Source organism: Caldimonas mangrovi, assembly GCF_023721835.1.
GTDB lineage: Bacteria > Pseudomonadota > Gammaproteobacteria > Burkholderiales > Burkholderiaceae_C > Caldimonas > Caldimonas mangrovi.
Genome location: NZ_JAMKFE010000014.1, coordinates 35,539 through 53,417 on the forward strand (window position 1 = coordinate 35,539; position 17,879 = coordinate 53,417).

16 protein-coding genes are annotated in these 17,879 nt (G+C 69.6%); 6 read left to right on the forward strand and 10 right to left on the reverse strand.

The window, feature by feature from the left end; translation table 11 throughout:
- Nucleotides 1-25: 25 nt before the first annotated feature.
- The 4 genes from M8A51_RS19795 to recG form a co-directional block, all read right to left on the reverse strand.
- On the reverse strand, nt 26-652 hold the full coding sequence (locus M8A51_RS19795) for a LysE family translocator (protein WP_251780261.1): 627 nt from the start codon (nt 650-652) through the stop codon (nt 26-28).
- Nucleotides 653-690: 38 nt separating this feature from the next.
- Entirely contained in the window at nt 691-1,452 is a 762-nt protein-coding gene (locus M8A51_RS19800) for a L,D-transpeptidase family protein (protein ID WP_251780262.1), read from the reverse strand.
- An 87-nt stretch (nt 1,453-1,539) separates the two neighbouring features.
- Entirely contained in the window at nt 1,540-2,052 is a 513-nt protein-coding gene (locus M8A51_RS19805; RefSeq protein ID WP_251780263.1) for a hypothetical protein, read from the reverse strand.
- Nucleotides 2,053-2,173: 121 nt separating this feature from the next.
- Nucleotides 2,174-4,243 (reverse strand): ATP-dependent DNA helicase RecG, encoded by a 2,070-nt coding sequence (recG, locus tag M8A51_RS19810; RefSeq protein WP_251780264.1) that lies wholly within the window; start codon nt 4,241-4,243, stop codon nt 2,174-2,176.
- 85 nt (nt 4,244-4,328) lie between these two features.
- Here recG and M8A51_RS19815 point away from each other — a divergent pair, with 85 nt between their 5' ends.
- Genes M8A51_RS19815 through queA form a run of 4 tightly spaced genes read left to right on the forward strand, consistent with a single transcriptional unit; the run spans nt 4,329 to nt 7,292 of the window.
- Nucleotides 4,329-4,754, forward strand: a complete 426-nt coding sequence (locus M8A51_RS19815; protein ID WP_251780265.1) for a hypothetical protein — start codon at nt 4,329-4,331, stop codon at nt 4,752-4,754.
- A complete protein-coding gene (locus M8A51_RS19820) occupies nt 4,747-5,307 on the forward strand; it encodes a hypothetical protein (protein ID WP_251780266.1) in 561 nt (186 codons plus the stop codon). The genes M8A51_RS19815 and M8A51_RS19820 overlap by 8 nt, the downstream gene beginning before the upstream one ends.
- Nucleotides 5,300-6,199 (forward strand): RNA polymerase sigma factor SigJ, encoded by a 900-nt coding sequence (sigJ, locus tag M8A51_RS19825; protein ID WP_251780267.1) that lies wholly within the window; start codon nt 5,300-5,302, stop codon nt 6,197-6,199. The genes M8A51_RS19820 and sigJ overlap by 8 nt, the downstream gene beginning before the upstream one ends.
- Nucleotides 6,200-6,251: 52 nt before the next feature.
- Nucleotides 6,252-7,292 carry a tRNA preQ1(34) S-adenosylmethionine ribosyltransferase-isomerase QueA gene (gene queA / locus M8A51_RS19830; protein WP_251780268.1) on the forward strand — a complete coding sequence of 347 codons (1,041 nt, stop codon included), beginning with the start codon at nt 6,252-6,254 and terminating at the stop codon, nt 7,290-7,292.
- A 45-nt stretch (nt 7,293-7,337) separates the two neighbouring features.
- Here queA and M8A51_RS19835 read toward each other — a convergent pair whose 3' ends face one another.
- On the reverse strand, nt 7,338-8,627 hold the full coding sequence (locus M8A51_RS19835; protein WP_251780269.1) for a hypothetical protein: 1,290 nt from the start codon (nt 8,625-8,627) through the stop codon (nt 7,338-7,340).
- A gap of 154 nt (nt 8,628-8,781) precedes the next feature.
- On the opposite strand from M8A51_RS19835, the gene M8A51_RS19840 reads away from it, so the two are divergent.
- Nucleotides 8,782-11,073: an ATP-binding response regulator gene (locus tag M8A51_RS19840; RefSeq protein ID WP_251780270.1), complete on the forward strand. Its 2,292-nt coding sequence runs from the start codon at nt 8,782-8,784 to the stop codon at nt 11,071-11,073.
- A gap of 4 nt (nt 11,074-11,077) precedes the next feature.
- Here the strand turns inward: M8A51_RS19840 and M8A51_RS19845 are convergent, their stop codons facing one another.
- A complete protein-coding gene (locus M8A51_RS19845; protein WP_251780271.1) occupies nt 11,078-11,740 on the reverse strand; it encodes a response regulator in 663 nt (220 codons plus the stop codon).
- A gap of 359 nt (nt 11,741-12,099) precedes the next feature.
- Between M8A51_RS19845 and tgt the strand changes: the two genes are divergently transcribed.
- Nucleotides 12,100-13,281, forward strand: coding sequence for a tRNA guanosine(34) transglycosylase Tgt (gene tgt, locus M8A51_RS19850; RefSeq protein WP_251780272.1), 1,182 nt, complete (start codon nt 12,100-12,102; stop codon nt 13,279-13,281).
- 15 nt (nt 13,282-13,296) lie between these two features.
- Here tgt and M8A51_RS19855 read toward each other — a convergent pair whose 3' ends face one another.
- The 4 genes from M8A51_RS19855 to M8A51_RS19870 all read right to left on the reverse strand — a co-directional run bounded on the left by M8A51_RS19855 (nt 13,297) and on the right by M8A51_RS19870 (nt 17,878).
- The gene (locus M8A51_RS19855) at nt 13,297-14,139 is read right to left on the reverse strand and encodes a 23S rRNA (adenine(2030)-N(6))-methyltransferase RlmJ (RefSeq protein ID WP_251780273.1); all 843 of its coding nucleotides are present in this window, start codon (nt 14,137-14,139) and stop codon (nt 13,297-13,299) included.
- Between the two features lie 39 nt (nt 14,140-14,178).
- A complete protein-coding gene (locus tag M8A51_RS19860; protein WP_251780376.1) occupies nt 14,179-14,853 on the reverse strand; it encodes a CAAX prenyl protease-related protein in 675 nt (224 codons plus the stop codon).
- Between the two features lie 121 nt (nt 14,854-14,974).
- A complete protein-coding gene (locus M8A51_RS19865; protein ID WP_251780274.1) occupies nt 14,975-16,867 on the reverse strand; it encodes an MFS transporter in 1,893 nt (630 codons plus the stop codon).
- Nucleotides 16,868-16,936: 69 nt separating this feature from the next.
- Nucleotides 16,937-17,878: a phosphatidate cytidylyltransferase gene (locus tag M8A51_RS19870; RefSeq protein ID WP_251780275.1), complete on the reverse strand. Its 942-nt coding sequence runs from the start codon at nt 17,876-17,878 to the stop codon at nt 16,937-16,939.
- Between the last annotated feature and the right edge of the window lies 1 nt (nt 17,879).

The window sequence follows — 17,879 nt, forward strand, 5'->3', positions numbered from 1 at the left end:
GCGTGGCGCCTCAGCGACATCCGCATCATCCTTGCCTGCGATACAGCGCCAGCGAGCCAGCCAGTGCCAGCAAGGCTGCACCACACACCCTCTCAAGCCACAGCGCGCCTTTGGCGCGCAGCAGCCTGACGGCCTGCGCGCCAGCGGCGGCGTAAGCCAGCATGACGACGAAATCGATCGACGCGAAGGTGATGCCCAGCGCGAGGTATTGCGGCCACTGGGGCTGTGTCGGCACGACGAATTGCGGCAGGAAGGCCGAGAAGAAGAGATAGCCCTTGGGGTTGGTTGCCGCGACCAGGAAGCTGCGCATGAAGACGGCCCGCCGACTCGATGCCGGTGTTCCTTGCTGCTCCGCCGGCAGCGCCAGGCTGCCGCTCGAACGCAGCAGGCGCACGCCCAGCCAGGCCAGATAGGCGCAGCCCAGCCACTTGACCACGGAGAACCAGAACTCCGACGCGGCGAGCAGCGCGCCCAGCCCCACCGCGACGGCGCCGATCAGCACGAAGTCCGACAGCACGGCGCCGACCATGCCGGGCACCGAAGCGCGCACGCCGAGTCGCGAGCCGTTGTTCAGCGCGAGCAGCACCGTCGGGCCGGGGGTGGCGATGCCGATGAAAGAGACCAGGGCGAAGAGCAGCAGGGTTTCATGCATGGACGGTGTCTCCTTTTAGGGGTCGTTGCGCGTGGGGGTCAGTGCCGCACATGCGCGTAGCGCTCGGGCCCGCGGGGGTACCGGGCGAGCTCGGTCCGCAAGGTGTCGTACAGCGAGTGCGCCCATTCGGGCCCGCCGGAAGGGGCTGCATGGCCAGGGATGCGGAAGTCGACCGGGCTCACGACGATGCGGGTGCGTTCCTTGGACACCCGCGCGGACAGGATGAACAGGTCTTCCGCCGCCTCGTCGCCCATGGCCAGGCAGCCGATCGACACGCTGCTGCCGTGGATCATGATGTCGCCGCCCAGCCGCGTACGGCCGTCGTTGCGCGCCATGCGGCGATCGAACTCGTTGGGGTAGTTCAGCCGGATGGACAGGTGGAAGCGGCTGTTCGGGTTCAGGTATTCGGCGCGGTAGACGCCTTCGGGCACCTGCAGGTCGCCTTCCTTGAGTTTCGGGCCCGGCTTGCCGCTGGCGGCCAGCACCGGGTAGGCCTTCACGAAGCGCCACGGCTCACCGCGGGCGCCACGCGCATACACCTCCAGCCGGCGCGTGTCCTTGAAGGCGAGATACGCGACCTCGTACGGCGGATAGGCCAGCCCGACCGCGGCGAAGGCGGGCTTCAGGCGCATGGCCACGTCGTGCTGGTGGCGCTGCACGCGCTGCTCGACCGTGTAGCCGCCGCGCGCTCTGTCGGCGAGGTGGCTTGCGTAGCTGCGGCTCGGCTCGTGAAACAGCAACGCGGCGGCGACCATCCCGCAGAGACCGGCGGTGATGGTCAACCAGGTGAGAAGTCGCATCGACAGTCGAGATGAGCCAGGCGGCGATCTTGCCATTTTCAATGCACGCACGGGGCCCCTGCAGCAGGAGCACTGCGGCGCGCAACCTTACTGACCGGCGGGCTCGGACACCTCGGGTTCCGATGCAGGAGCGGCAACCGGTTCGACCACGGCTTGCGTGCCTTCCTGGGCCGCGACCCACTTCGCGACATCCCGCCCGAGCGCGCCCGCCACGCGGTCGAGAATGGCGCATGTACCGCTCATCCCTCCGAGCGGCCCCCCGCGCGAGCGTCGTGTGAACACACGCGTACCGAGCGGCTGCCCATCCTTGCGCAGATCGGCCTTGACGCTCATCGACTTCGCGCCGCTCCACCCACCGCCGCCGTGCCCGTGCACCGACAAGATGGTCAAGTGCAGCGTCCGCTCCGGGGCGGCCGGCTCGACCGCACGGAAGGGACGCGCATCCGCGCCGCGTTTGCCGATCGCGTCGAGCGCATAGTTGCCGAGCAGTTGATCAAGACCGCACTCTGCCCTGACCGCCGTCGGAATGGGTGCAGACGGATCGAGTGCGGCCGGCACCTGGACCAGGACCGGCTCACCGGCGAACAGCGTCAGCGGCAAGGAAACCACGGCAGCACCTAGCGACAAGCGGAGAGCAGTTTTCATGAGCGTGGAGATCAGTGGCAAGGAGCCGGCTCACCGGGCCGAATCGTGAAATGGAATTGTCTGCTTTCTCAGCCGGTCACGCCTTCAAATATTCCGCCTTGCCGCCGAGCCAGCGCGCCACATGGGCTTCAGCCGCGCGCGGATGGCGGTCCAGCAGCACGGCTGCGGCCGCCCTCGCCTTCGCGACCCAATGCGCGTCTTCGTGCAGGTCGGCGAAGCGCAGCAGCGGCGCGCCCGACTGGCGCGCTCCCAGGAACTCGCCCGGCCCGCGGATCTCCAGGTCGCGCCGCGCGATCTCGAAGCCGTCGTTGGTTTCGGCCATCGCCTTCAGGCGCGACTTGCCGGTGTCGGACAGCGGCGACGTGTACAGCAGCACGCACACGCTCGCCACGGCGCCGCGGCCCACGCGCCCACGCAACTGGTGCAACTGGCTCAGCCCGAAACGCTCGGCGTGCTCGATCACCATCAGGCTGGCATTGGGCACGTCGACGCCGACCTCGATCACAGTGGTCGAGACCAGCACGCCCATCTGGCCCTCGCTGAACAGCGACATCACGGCCGCCTTCTCGGCCGCCGGCATGCGGCCGTGCAGCAGGCCGACCATGCGGCCGGGCAAGGCGTCGCTCAGCTGGCGGTGCGTCTCGGTGGCGTTCTGCAGGTCGAGCTTCTCGCTTTCCTCGATCAAGGGGCAGACCCAGTACACCTGCCGGCCCTGCTCGACTTCGTGGCGGATGCGCTCGATCACGGCGTCGCGCTTGCCGTCGGCGAACACCTTGGTGACGATGGGCGTGCGGCCCGGCGGCAGCTCGTCGATGGTGCTGACGTCCAGGTCGGCGTAGTAGGTCATCGCCAGCGTGCGCGGGATCGGCGTGGCGCTCATCATCAGCAGGTGCGGCTCCAGCTCGCCGCCCTGCAGCTTCTGGCGCAGTTGCAGCCGCTGCTGCACGCCGAAGCGGTGCTGCTCGTCGATGATCGCCAGGCCCAGCTTCGCGAACTCGACCTGGTCCTGGATGACCGCGTGGGTGCCGACGACCAGCTTCGCCTCGCCGCTGGCCACGCGTTCGAGCATCTGCTTGCGCGCCTTGCCCTTCTGGCTGCCGGTGAGCCATGCGACGCCGATGCCCAGCGGCTCCAGCCAGCCGACCAGCTTGCGGAAATGCTGCTCGGCCAGGATCTCGGTGGGCGCCATCAGCGCGCACTGCCAGCCGGCGCCGATGGCGATGGCGGCAGCCAGCGCGGCCACCACCGTCTTGCCCGAACCGACATCGCCCTGCAGCAGGCGGTGCATCGGCTGCGGGCGCGCCAGGTCCCGCGCGATCTCCTCGACCACGCGGCGCTGCGCCTCGGTGAGCCGGAACGGCAAGGCCGCCAGCAATCGTTCCTGCAGCCCTTCGCGCTCGGCCTGGAGCGCAGGCGCGCGCAGCATGGCGCGCTCGCGCTGGGCCTGCAGCTGCGACAGCTGCTGCGCCAGCAGCTCCTCGAATTTCAGCCGTTCCCACGCCGGGTGGCTGTGGTCTTCCAGCGTCGCCAGCGACACTTCCGGCGCCGGGTGGTGCAGGAAGTGCAGCGCCTCGCGCAGGCTGGGCAGCCCGGGCGGCAGTACCTCGGGCGGCAGGATCTCGGCCAGGTGGGCCCGTGCCAGGCCCGAGGCCACCACCTTGCGCAGATAGGTCTGCGGCAGGTGGGCCGACGTGGGGTAGACCGGCGTCAGCGCGTCGGCCAGCGGGGTGTCTTCGGTGACGGCCTTGAAGCTCGGATGCACCATCTCGCGGCCGATGAAGCCGCCGCGCAGTTCGCCGCGCACGCGGATGCGCTGGCCCACGGCCAGCACCTTCTGCTGCGCCGGATAGAAGCTGAAGAAGCGCAGGTTCACGGTGTCGCTGCCGTCGTCGAGCGTCACCACCAGCTGGCGCCGCGGCCGCATGCTGATGTGGCTGTCGGTGACGACACCCTCGACCTGCACGGTGTGGCCGTCGCGCGTGTCGCGCAGGCGGGTGATGCGGGTTTCGTCTTCATAGCGCAGCGGCAGGTGCAGCGCCAGGTCGATGTCGCGCTGCAGCCCCAGCTTCTCCAGTGCCTTCTGCGGCGCGGATTTTTCGCGCTTCGGGGCGGTGGTGTCGGAAGTCGGGGCGGCGGCCGGCGGCATGGCGAGCATTCTGCCCGTGCCCGGCATGTCACAAGCCCGGGGGCTGCATCGTCATGAAGACATGACTGCTGCGAAAAAGCGACCGGTGCCCCTCCTTCTCGACTCGCTGCGCTGGCTGCTGGCGGCCGGCCTGGCCGCCAACGGGACCGCCATGCTGGCCGACCCGGCCGCCTGGTACCACGCGGTGCCGGGCGTCGCCCTGACCGGCCCGTTGAACTTCCATTTCGTGCGCGACATCGGCGCGGCCTATTTCGTGGCCGCCGGCGGCCTGGCGTGGCGGGCCTGGCGCCCGCACACGGGCGCGCCGGCGGCCTTTGCCGGCGCCGGGTTCCTCGTGCTGCATGCCGGCGTGCACGTCGGCGAGACGCTGGCGGGCCTGTGCGGCTGGAGCACGTTGCTGCGCGACGTGCCCGGCGTCGTGCTGCCGGCGGCCCTGGCCTTCGCGCTGGCGTGGCCAGCGCGTGCGCTGCCCTCTTCCACCCCTCTCATCAGGAACCCCCACCATGCTTGACTGGCTGATCCGCCGCCGCATCGCGGCCTTCGAGAAGACCTACGGCTATGACATGAGCTACGCGCGCGAGCTGCTGGCGTCCCACCGCAAGGGATTCTGGCGCTTTGCGCGCGTGCAGCCGATGGCGGACTGCCGCGACGGCGTGCCGCCCGAGGCGTGGTACGCCGCCAAGCTGGCGGCGGTGCGGGCCGAGGACTGCGGCCCCTGCACCCAGTTGTCGGTCGACATGGCGCGCGAGGCGGGCATCGACGATGCCGTGCTGCGAGCGGTGCTGCATGACGACCTCGACGCATTGAGCAGCGACACCGCGCTGGCCGTGCGCTACACGCGGGCGGCGATCACGCATGCCCCCGAGCTGATGGGCCTGCGCGACGACGTGCAGCGCCGCTGGGGCCCGCGCGCACTGGCCTCGCTGGCCTTGTCGATCACCGCGGTGCGGATGTTCCCGATGCTCAAATACGCGCTCGGCCACGGCCATGCCTGCGTGCGCGTGCAGGTGGGCCGTGAGACGATCCAGCCGCCCGCACTCCAGCCCGCTTCCGCCCATGCCTGACGTCCTGGCCGACACCAGCTTTCAGCCGCACTACCGGTACCTGCGCGCGCTCGCCTACCGCATGCTCGGCTCGCGCGCCGAGGCCGAGGACGTGGTGCAGGACGCGTGGCTGCGCTGGCAGTCGGCCGACCGCAGCCAGGTCGAGAACGCGCGCGCCTTCCTGTCGCGCACCGTCACGCACCTGTGTCTGGATCGTTTGCAGTCGGCCCGGTTGCGGCGCGAGCAGTACGTCGGCGTGTGGTTGCCCGAGCCGCTGGTCGACGAGGCGATGGACTTTCACCCCGGCCCCGACGTCGCTACCGAGCATGCCCAGGACGTCTCCATCGCCTTCATGCTGGCGCTCGAACGGCTGAGCACGCTGGAGCGCGCGGCCTTCCTGCTGCACGACGTGTTCGACCTCGACTTCGACGAGATCGGCCGGCGGTTGCAACGTTCGCCCGCGGCCGTACGGCAGTTGGCCAGCCGCGCGCGGCAGCACGTGAAAACCGACTACGCGCGCCGGGAAGTGCAGGCCGAGGAAGGCGCCCGGCTGCTCCAGGCCTTCGGCACGGCACTTGCGCGTGGCGACGTGGAAGAGCTGGCGAAGCTGCTGGTCGAGGATGCGGAATTCCTGTCCGACGGCGGCGGCCTGGTGGCTGCCGTGCCGAGGCCCTTGCAGGGTGCCGAGCGCGTCGCCAAGGCGTTGGTGGGCTTTGCGAAGCTGGTCGACTGGAGCCGGGTGCGGTTCAGGTCGGTCGACATCAACGGCCTGCACGGCTGGCTGCTGCACGACGTCGACGGCACGCCCATCCAGACGCTGGCGCTGCGGCCGGGTCCCGACGGGCGCGTCGCCGACATCTACATCATGCGCAACCCTCAGAAGCTGCAGCATCTGCGGCAGCCGCCCGAGTAGGCGACAATCGCGGCCTTTCCCCTGGGAACGGGTCTGTCCGGCCCTCCACACGATGCCTCGCACCTACACCCTGAGCGACTTCGACTTCGCTCTGCCGGCCGAACTCATCGCACAACACCCCGCCGCCGAGCGCAGCGCCTCTCGGCTGCTCGACGGCACCGGCACCGCGCCGGTGGACCGTGTGTTCCGCGAGCTGCCCTCGCTGCTGTCGCCCGGCGACCTGCTGGTGTTCAATGACACACGTGTCATCAAGGCCCGGCTGCACGGCGCCAAGGCGACCGGCGGCAGCGTCGAGGCGCTGGTCGAGCGCGTGCTGCCCGGCCATGAAGTGCTGGCGCATCTGCGCGCGAGCAAGTCGCCCAAGCCGGGCAGCCTGGTGCGCTTCGCCGGGGCGTTCGACGCCGAGGTGCTGGGCCGCGGCGGGCCGGACGGCGGGCTGTTCCATTTGCGCTTTCCCGACGACCCGCTGGCGCTGCTGGACCGCCACGGCCACGTGCCGCTGCCGCCCTACATTGCTCACCCGGACACGCCCGACGACGAGCGCCGCTACCAGACGGTGTTTGCCGACAAGCCGGGTGCGGTGGCAGCGCCCACGGCGGCGCTGCACTTCGACGAGGCGCTGCTGGCCGCCCTGCGCGAGCGCGGCGTCGACACCGCCAACGTCACGCTGCATGTCGGCGCCGGCACCTTCCAGCCGGTGCGCACCGAGAACCTGGCCGAGCACAGGATGCACAGCGAGTGGTTCGAGGTGCCCACCGCCACCGTCGAGGCGATCGGCCGCACGCAGGCGGCGGGCCGGCACGTGGTCTCGGTCGGGACGACGACGCTGCGCGCGCTCGAATCGGCGGCGCGCACCGGTGCGTTGTGCGCCGGCAGCGCCGAGACCGACATCTTCATCACGCCAGGCTACGGCTTCCGGGTCGTCGACCGGCTGGTCACCAACTTCCACCTGCCGAAGAGCACGCTGATGATGCTGGTCAGCGCGTTCGCCGGCTACGAGCACGTGATGGCGCTGTACGGCCATGCGATCGCGCAGCGCTATCGCTTCTTCAGCTATGGGGATGCGATGCTGCTCGAACGGCGCGCGCCATGAAAAACAGGCCGGCGAGGCCGGCCTGTTTCGGAACGCCTCCGGCACTCAGGGGCCGACGCGCACCAGGGTGACGCTGCCGTCCTCGTCGCCGGCTTGCGTGTAGACGACCGCCGTCATGGTGTTGCCGTCCTGCGAGAACGCGATGTTGCGCAGCTGCGCGCGGCCGGTGCCGCCTTGCGTGCCGTCGTGCAAGCCGCCGCAGCCGTTCGTGTCAGTGCCCACGGTATCGACCGTCAGGATGCCGGTGCTCGCGGAATAGCTGAAGCTGCCGGTCTCGACACCCGGGCCGCCGCAGACCACATCGTCGGGATCGTTCTCGTCCGGCGTGTCGCCGAGCGGGTCGATCATGAAGTAGCGGTTCTCGCTGGAGAAGGCGAAGGTGAACGTGCCCAGCGGCGGGGTCTGTCCGTCTTCGAGCTGCACTGCCCAGACGCCGTACAGGGCGCCGGCGGCGTTGCCGGCCCGGCGCAGCGAGACCCAGTCGTCCTCGGCCTCGCCGATGTCGCGCACCAGCAGGTGGGTGCCGTCGTAGCGCAGCACGTACTTGCCGCCGATGGGGTGGGACAGGCCCCATTCGCCGTTGGTCTCCACCGACACCGTCGAGGTGGCTTCCTGCGTGGTGGGATCCCAGGCGACCTGGCCCTGCTCCATGCCCGCCTGGCCGGCGTCGTCGGCCACGCCGTTCTCGCCCAGCAGGTAGTGTCCTGCGCTGGTGAAGCGAACCACCACCGTGCCGTCTTCTTCCTGCAGCACCCAGGTGCCGGCCACTTGCGCCCAGAACTGCGCGATGGCGTGGGCGCGTGCCGCTTCCAGGTCGACCACCGTGCCACCCGCGGCCGTCACCGCCGCCGTGAAGGCGGGCGCGGCCGCGAAGTCGGTCGACGGCTGCGTCAGCGACAGACCGCTGAGATCGGTCGTGGCCGGCAGGCTGATGGCGATCGTGCCTTCGGCGTCGTCGCTGTCGAGCGATTGCAGCAGCACCAGCAGGTTGGCAGCCACCGTTGCGTCGCCGCCCGAGATGTCGGCCGGCGTCACCGCCGCGGCGCCGGTCGCGCTGCCCAGGGTCAGCCCGCCCAGCATGAAGGTCACGGTGTCGCCCGGCTCATAGCGGAAACCGCCGGTGGTGCCGTTGTCGCCGGTCACGCCGGTCACGCCGGACGGGCTGGCGGTGTAGGCCAGGCCGTTGACGGGCGCGTCGGTGAACACGCCGGCCTCGCTGCCCGTCGCCGGCGCATCGTCATCGGAGCCGCCCCCGCCGCCGCAGCCCGTCAATGCCACGGACAGCGATGCCGCCGCCAGCAAGCCCCTCCACCACGAAAGCCGATCCAAACGCATGCCATTTCTCCTCAGTCGTGAATTCCCGCGAAACCCCTCCGCGAATGGGCGCAGTGTCCCGACGCCGCGAGGCGGCCGCCATCGGCCATTCGGATGAGACAGCGTGACTTCTTCACAGGTGCAGGAACTGGCTTTGCGGCTACGCTGCAGCCCCATGCGTCCGATGCCCCCCGCCCTGCTCCGCGCGACCCGCCTTCTGGCCGGGCTGCTCGCCGCCTGGCTGCTCGCCGCCGCATGGCCGGCGGGCGCAGCCGATGCCCTGCCCGGCGTACAGACGGTGGACGCGGCGGTATTCGACGCCCCCGGCCGCGCACCCGAGAGGGTGGCGTTGCCAGACACCTGGGCGCACCGCAGCGTCGACCGCGGAACGCCCGGACGCTACCGGTTCGGGTTCGAGCTGGCAAAGGTGCCGCAGGAGTCGCTGGCACTGACTTTCACCCGGCTCAGCAGCCACCACCAGGTGTATGTGAACGACGCTCTGGTGGCCGGCCACGCGCAGGGACCGCGCGAGTCCAACCCCGGCGTGCCGGTGCCCACGCTGATCAGCGTGCCGCCGTCGTTTCTCAGGGCCGGGCACAACACGGTGGTGGTCGAGGTGCGCTACGTGATGCGCGCCGGGCTGTCGCAGGTGAACGTGGGCCCGATGTCTGCCCTGCGCCAGGACCACCAGCGCTACCTGCTGTCCCGCGTGGCACTGCCGCAGGCCCTGAACCTCGGCGCCGCCGCGCTGGCGCTGTTCATGATGCTGATCTGGTGGCTGCGGCGCAGCGAGGTCGCGCTCGGCAGCTTCGGTGCGCTGGTGCTGCTGGGCTCGGTGCGCAACTACAGCTACTTCCTCGACACCGCCGTCACGTCGGCGCGCGCATCGGACTGGATCTTCTACACGGCCAACGTCGCCAGCGCGGTGCTGCTCGGTGTGTTCGCACAGGCCTTCGCCGGCGTGCGCTGGCCGCGCTACACCCGCGCGCTGCTTGCGGCGCTCGTGGTGCTGCCGGCGCTCGGCGCCTGGGCTGCGTGGCATGGCGAGCTGCAGGTGGTGCGCGGCTACACCTACCCGCTGATGCTGGCCGCCTGCATGCCGGTGCTGTGGCTGTGCGGCCGCCGGGCGTGGTCGCACGGCGGCTGGTCGGCGGCGGGCCAGGCGCTGGGCATCGGCGCGATGCTCGCAGCCGTCGGCCATGACTACGCGATGCAGACCGCCAACTGGCTGCCCATCACCCATGGCTTCTGGATCCCCTACGTGATGCCGTTGACGCTGGGGCTGTTCTCGCTGGCGCTGCTGCACCGCATGGTCAAGGCGATGGGCGAAGTGGAAGCGCTCAACACCGAACTGGAGGCACGCGTGGCGACCCGCACGCGCCAGCTGGAGCAGGCCAATGCCGCCAAGACGCGCTTTCTGGCGTCGGCCAGCCACGATCTGCGCCAGCCGCTGGTGACGATCGGCCTGCTGGTCGGCCTGGTCAAGGACAGCAGCGAGTCGGCGCGCATGCGCCAGATGATGGACCGCGTCGACGAGGCCGTGGGCGCGATGGAAGGCCTGCTGACCGGCCTGCTCGACCTGTCGCAGCTGGACTCCGGCACGGTGCAGGCCCACCGGGCCGCGGTGCGCGTGGCCGACCTGTTCGATGCGATCGAACTGCACGAGCAACCGGCTGCGGCGCTGAAAGGGCTGCGCCTGCGCCTGCGCCCGACCCCCGCGGTCATCGAATCCGACCCGGTGATGCTGGACCGCATCGTGCGCAACCTGGTCAGCAATGCCGTGAAGTACACCGAACGCGGCGGCGTGCTGGTGGCGGCGCGCCGCCGCGGCGACAAGGTGCGCATCGAGATCCACGACACCGGCATCGGCATTTCCGAGGAGCACCGGCAAGCGGTGTTCCAGGAGTTCGTGCAACTCGACAACCCGCAGCGCGAGCGCTCGCGCGGCATGGGGCTGGGGCTGGCGATCGTGCAGCGTACGGCAGCGATGCTCGGGCACGAGATCGGGCTGCGCTCGCAGCCCGGCCGCGGCTCGTGCTTCTGGGTCGAGGTGCCGGCCGCGCAACGCGCCCCGTCCGCGGCACCGGCGCAGCAGCCGGTCCCCCGCCTGCAGGGGCGGCGCGTGCTGTTGGTCGAGGACGACCCGACGGTGCGCGAAGCCATGGTGGCGCGGCTGCAGTCCTGGGGCGCGCAGGTGTACCCCTGCACCTCGCTCGCAGACCTGCGACGATGGTTGGCGCAGGCCGGTGACCTGCGGCTCGACCTGCTGCTGTCCGACTACCGGCTGCCCGACGGCGACGGCCTGCAGGTGCTGGCCGAGGTGCGCGCTCGTTTCGGCGCCGTGCGGGCCTTGGTGGTGACCGGAGACACCGGCCCGGAAGAACTCGGCCGCCTGCACGAGGCCGGTGTGCAGGTGCTGCACAAGCCCTTCCGGGGCGACGCGCTGCTGCAGGCGCTGCAGGCCTGACGACTCAGCCGCCCATCGCGGAGGCTTGCAGCCGCAGGCCCAGCCGTGCCGCCGCCACCACCGCCTGGGTGCGCGAATTGGCCCCCAGCTTGCGGAAGATCGCCGCGAGATGCGTCTTGACGGTCGACTCCGACAACCCGAGGTCGCGGCAGATGGCCTTGTTGGGTTTGCCTTCGATCAGCAGGCGCAGCACGTCGCCCTGGCGCGGCGACAGGCCCAGCGAGTCGACGCTCTCGGCCGCCTCGGGCACGCCGGGCACGGGAGCGGGCTGCAGCGCCAGCACGCTGGCCGGCAGGTAGACGCCGCCGCCCATCATCTGGCGCAACGCGCGCAACAGTTCGCCATGCCGCGTGGTCTTGGGCAGGAAGCCGGCCGCGCCGAGGTCGATGGCGGCGAGGATGGTCGCAGGCCGTTCATCGGCCGACATCACGACGCAGGTCGCTTCGGGGCTGGCCTCGCGCAGGCACTGCAAGGCCTGCATGCCGTCGCTGTCGGGCAGGCCCAGGTCGAGCAGCACCCAGCTCACCGCGGGCTCGGCGGCCACGGTGGACAGCGCCGCAGCCAGGCTGTGAGCCTGCAGCACCTCGGCGTGCGGAAACTCCTGCGCGAACAGCAGGGCCAGACCATCGAGAAACAGCGGATGGTCGTCGACCAACAGGATCTTCATCGACGGGCATTCGGGAAACGGGATCAGGCGAGATTGTCCATCGGCCCGCGCGGCCGAGGGTGCGGCTATCGCGCTGCGCTGTGCGTGCGGATCCAGTGCGAGAAATCCGCCTCGGCAAGCTCGCCGGAGGCGACGGACATCATGGTCGGCGTCGCTTGCCGGCGTCGCAACAAGCTTGTGCCCATTCAGCAGCAGAAACAGACGCACGGCAAGAATGGCGCAACGCTTGTTGGCGTGGACGAAGGGACGATTCTTCGCCAAGCCGACGCGTGGGCTGCGGCCAAGTCCGCCAGGGGCGGCCATACGCGGCGATACTAGCCGACTCAGCGCGCGCTCACACGCCGAAACGTCTCGCTTTCATGACCCAACCCCAGACCTCCCCTGCCCCGACGCTGTCGCGCGGCCTGCACTTCGACGTGCTGAAGACCGAAGGCCACGCGCGCCGCGGCCGGCTGACCTTGAACCACGGCGTGGTCGAGACGCCGATCTTCATGCCGGTGGGCACCTACGGCACCGTCAAGGGCGTGATGCCGCGTTCGCTCGAAGAAATGGGCGCGCAGATCATCCTCGGCAACACCTTCCATTTGTGGCTGCGCCCCGGGCTGGACGTGCTGCAGCAGTTCGGCGGGCTGCACCGCTTCGAGGGCTGGCACAAGCCCATCCTCACCGACAGCGGCGGCTTCCAGGTGTGGAGCCTGGGCGACATGCGCAAGATCAGCGAAGAAGGCGTGAAGTTCGCGTCGCCCGTCAACGGCGACAAGCTGTTCCTGACGCCGGAGGTGAGCATGCAGATCCAGCGCGTGCTGAACTCCGACATCGTGATGCAGTTCGACGAATGCACGCCCTACCTGATGGGCGACAAGCAAAGCGGCCACATCACCACCGAGAAGGAAGCGCGCGTCTCGATGGAGCTGAGCCTGCGCTGGGCCAGGCGCTGCCAGGCCGAGTTCGAGCGGCTGGCCAACCCCAACGCGCTGTTCGGCATCGTGCAGGGCGGCATGTACACCAACCTGCGCGACGAATCGCTCGCCGGCCTGGAGGCGCTGGACTTCCCCGGCCTGGCGGTCGGCGGCTTGAGCGTCGGCGAACCCAAGGCCGAGATGCTGCGCGTGCTGGAGCACATCGGCCCGCAGCTGCCGGCGCACAAGCCGCACTACCTGATGGGCGTGGGCACGCCGGAAGACCTGGTCGACGGCGTGGCCCACGGCATCGACATGTTCGACTGCGTGATGCCGACCCGCAATGCGCGCAACGGCCACCTGTTCACGCGCTATGGCGACCTGCGGCTGCGCAACGCGCGCTACAAGACCGACGAGCGGCCGGTCGACGAAAGCTGCGGCTGCCACACCTGCACGAACTTCAGCCGCGCCTACCTGCACCACCTGGACCGCTGCGGCGAGATGCTGGGGCCGATGCTGACCAGCATCCACAACCTGCACTACTACCTGAACCTGATGCGCGAAGTGCGCGAGGCGCTCGATGCCGGGCGCTTCACCGCGTTCCGCCGGCAGTTCGCCGAGGATCGCCAGCGCGGGGTCTGAGCCCCGCGTTCAGGATCACACCGCGTGCTGCTCGAGCACGTAGCTGGCGCCGTCGTATTGCGCCAGCGCCTGCGTGAGCCAGGGCATCACGCCCTGCAGCGTGTCGTGCAGCACCCACGGGGGGTTGATCACGAACAGGCCGCTGCCCACCAGGCCGAAGCCGTCGACGCCTGGGCGCTGCACCGTCATGCGGACATGCAGCCAGCCCTTGGGGGCAGCCCCCTTCAAACGCTGCGGCAGCTGCTGCGACTCCAGGCGCGGCAGCTGCGGGTACCACACCATCACGACGCCTTCGGCAAAGCGCTTCATCGCGTCGCGCACGGTGTTCACCACCAGCCCGTAGTCGGCCTTCATCTCGTAGGGGGGGTCGATCAGCACCGCGCCGCGACGTGACGGCGGCGGCAGCTGGGACTTCAAGCCGCTGAAGCCGTCACCGTGGTGCACCTCGGTGTGCGGCTGCGTGCCGAAGTGCTGCGCCAGCAGCTTGAGGTCGGTCGGGTGCAGCTCCCACAGGCGCAGCCGGTCCTGCGGGCGCAGCAACTGCAGCGCCAGCGCCGGCGATCCGGGGTAGTGCTTCAGCGTGCCGCCGGGGTTGTGCAGCCGCACCTGCTCGACGTAGTCGGCCACGGCCGGCGGCAGGTCGTCACGCTCCCACAGGCGCGCGATGCCGTTCTCGAACTCGGCATTGCGCTGCGCATGGCGGCTTTGCAGCTTGTAGGCGCCGGCGCCGGCATGGGTGTCGATCAGCCAGTAAGGCTTGTCTTTCTCGCCCAGATAGCGCAGCACCTGCACCAGCACCAGGTGCTTGAGGACGTCGGCATGGTTGCCCGCGTGGAAGGCGTGTCGGTAGGCGAGCATACGTGGACCCAGGGTTCAGCAGGGCCTCACTGTAGCGCCTCACCAGAACTGCCACCGCCCGGTCGCCACCACCCACGCGCCGAGCACGCCATTGGTCACCGCATGGGCGATTACCGGCACCCACAGCTTGCCGGTGTGGCGGTACAGCAGCGCATAGGCCAGCCCGGCGACGAGGGCCGCGAGCCACAGCGTGTGCGCGAGCACGAACACGCCGGTCGACAGCAGCACGGCCTTCGCGCCGACGCGGCGCGGGTCGACCGCCTCGAACTGCGGCCGCTCGATCCAGCGCATCAGGAACGAGCGCCAGAACAGCTCTTCCATCAGCGGCACGAGCAAGGCCGCCCCGACCCAGCGCACGAGGATCAGCGGCCAGTCCAGCCGGCCCTCGGCGTCGAGCGGGACGAAGCTGGCGCTCGGCTCGCCCAAGGTCATCCACGGCGCGTCGAGCACGATCCACAGCCCGAACACCGCAAGGCCGGTGACGACGGCCAGGCCCCATTCCTTCGCGTCCGGTGCCGTACCGCGCGCCAGCTCGGCATAGTCGCGCCAGAACCAGACCAGCGTGGCGCCCACCAGCAGCACGGTGAGGCCGTAGACCCAGCGCGCATCGAAGGCGGCGCCCTCGGGCACCGCGCCGCGCACGGCGAGCAGCACCATGAACAACGCAAATGGAATCACGCGCGCGAGCGTGGCGCGGGACAACTGCAACGGCATGAACACCCCTGAGCTCATTGTTTGGGGCCAAGGATGCCCCAGCTTGCGGCTCCTGCCGATGTCAATTGGTAATCAGGGACCACGCGTTCGCGGGGGGTGGTGTCGACGAGCGAGCTCTCACTTACGCGGCGAGCAACTGTTCCACCCGCTCACGCAGGCCCGCGGGGCTGACGTTTTCGGGGGCCACGGCCGCACCGGCCACCAGTCCCACGCGGCTGAACAGGCCGCGCCGGAACGGCCGCACCATGGCCGTGCCCTGCTCGATGCGCGAGAAGAACGAGCCCCACAGGTTCTGCAGCGCGACCGGCACCACCGGTACCGGCTGCTGCTCGAGGATCTTCATGATGCCACCCTTGAACTCCTGCAGCGTGCCGTCGCGGGTGATCGCGCCTTCGGGGAAGATGCACAGCAGGTCGCCGTCGCGCAGCACGCGCTCGGCCTCGGCGAATGCGCGCTCGTAGGTGGCCGGGTCGTCCTTCTGCGACGCGATCGGAATCGCCTTGGCCAGCTTGAACAGCCAGCCCAGCACCGGGATGCGGAAGATGCGGTGGTCCATGATGAAGACGATGGGCCGCGGGCTGGCCGCCATCAGCAGGATCGCGTCGACGAAGCTGACGTGGTTGGCGACCAGGATGGCCGCGCCCTGCACCGGGATGTGCTCGTCGCCGCGCACCTTGAAGCGGTAGATGCAGCGCGAAGCGATCAGCGCGACGAAGCGCAGCAGGTATTCGGGCACCAGCAGGAAGATGTAGAAGCCGACCACCACGTTGAGCAGGCCCACCGCCAGGAAGACCTGCGGGATCGTCAGCCCCAGCTGCAGCAGCGCGCCGCCCAGCACGGCGCTGGCGATCATGAACAGCGCATTGAGGATGTTGTTGGCCGCGATGATGCGTGCGCGGTGGCTCGCCGGCGATCGCAGCTGGATGAGCGCGTACATCGGCACGCTGTAGATGCCGGCGCTGAAGGCCAGCAGGGCCAGGTCGATCATCACGCGCCAGTGCGCGGCGCGTTCGACAAAGCCGGCCAGCGTGTAGGCCGCACCGCCGCCCAGGCCGCGTGACGCAAAGTACAGGTCGACCGCGAACACGCTCATGCCGATCGCGCCGACCGGCACCAGGCCGATCTCGACGTGGCGGCGCGACAGCGTCTCGCACAGCAGCGAACCGGTCGCGATGCCGACCGAGAACACCACCAGCAGCAGCGAGGCCACCTGCTCGTCGCCGTGCAGCACGTCTTTCGCGAAGGCGGGAAACTGCGACAGGAAGACGGCACCGACGAACCACATCCACGAGATGCCCAGGATGGAGCGGAACACCGACTTGCTCTCGGACGCGAGCTTCAGGTTGCGCCAGGTTTCCGACACCGGGTTCCAGTTGATCACCAGCGCCGGGTCGGTCGACGGCGATGCGGGCACCTTCAGCGACGCCAGCCAGCCGAGCAACGCCAGCCCGATGCAGCTCCAGGCCACCCAGCGTGCACCGACCTCGGGGATCGCGATCAGCAGGCCGCCAGCGACGTTGCCGAGCAGGATGGCGACGAAGGTCCCCATCTCGACCATGCCGTTGCCGCCGGTCAGCTCGCGCTCGTTCAGGTGCTGCGGCAGATAGGCGTACTTGACCGGGCCGAACACCGCCGACTGCAGCCCCATCAGGAAGATGCAGGCCAGCAGCAGCGGCACCTGCTGCGCATGGAAGCCCCATGCGGCCAGCACCATCACCGCCACCTCGAGCAGCTTCAGCCCGCGGATCAGCGTGGCCTTGTCGTGCTTGTCGGCCAGTTGCCCGCTGGTGGCCGAGAACAGCAAGAAGGGCAGGATGAACAGCGCGCCGATCACGAGGCCCGCCATCTCGCCCGGCAGCCAGCTCACCTGCAGCTGGTAGGTCACCAGCACCGTGAACGCGAACTTGAACAGGTTGTCGTTGCCGGCGCCCAGGAACTGGGTCCAGAAGAAAGGCGCGAAGCGGCGCTGCCGAAGCAACGCGAACTGGCTGGAATGCTGTGTATCTGCGCTCACGAAGAGACTCCTGGGGGCTGTTTCATGCGGGACGGCTCGTATTCGAACGGAAACCGGCGCGTTTGGGGCTCAGGGCGTCCACCAGTAACGCACGAGATGGAAATACACGGGTGCGGCAAACGCCACGGAATCGAGCCGGTCGAGCACGCCGCCGTGGCCTTCGATCAACGAGCCCCAGTCCTTGGCGCCGGCATCGCGCTTGATCGCCGACATCACCAGGCCGCCCAGGAAGCCCATCAGGCAGACCGCGAACGACAGCGCCGCCGCCTCGGCCGGCGTGAAGGGCGTGACGCCGTGCAGTGCAGCCCCGAGCGCGGTGGCACTGAGGATGCCGCCGACAGCGCCCTCGACCGTCTTGGACGGCGACAGCCGCGGCGCCACCGGGTGCCGGCCGGCGAGCTTGCCCCAGACGTACTGCAGCACGTCGCTGGCCTGCACCACCAGCACGAGGTAGGCGATCAGCAGCAGGTTGCGGCCTTCGAAGCCGGGAATGTCGAGCAGCATCAGCGCCGGCACGTGCGAGATGCAGAAGACGCAGATCATCAGGCCCCACTGGGTCTTGGCGGCCCGCTCGAGGAAACGCGTGCCGTCGCCGAGCAGTGCCGCCGTGATCGGCAGCACCAGAAAGGCATACACCGGGATGAAGATCGAATACAGGCCGTACCAGTCGATGCCGATCAGCAGGTATTGCATGGGCAGCGCCACCGCATAGGCCAGCACCTGCACGATGCGCTCGGGCGGCATGGCCGACACGCGCGTGTACTCGCGCAACGCCACGGCCGACAGCAACGCGAACAGCCCGATCACGCCCCAGGCGCCGAGCCAGAACGCCACCGCCAGCACGCCCACCATCACCCACCAGGCGTGGATGCGTGCGTTGAGGTTGTCGATCGCCGCATGGGGCCCGGCGGCCGCGACGCGGCGCTTGAGCGACCAGCCGATCGCGGTGGCGACGACCAGCACGCCCCCCACACCGGCAAACAGCAACGTGGCTTGTGTCGGCAGTGACATG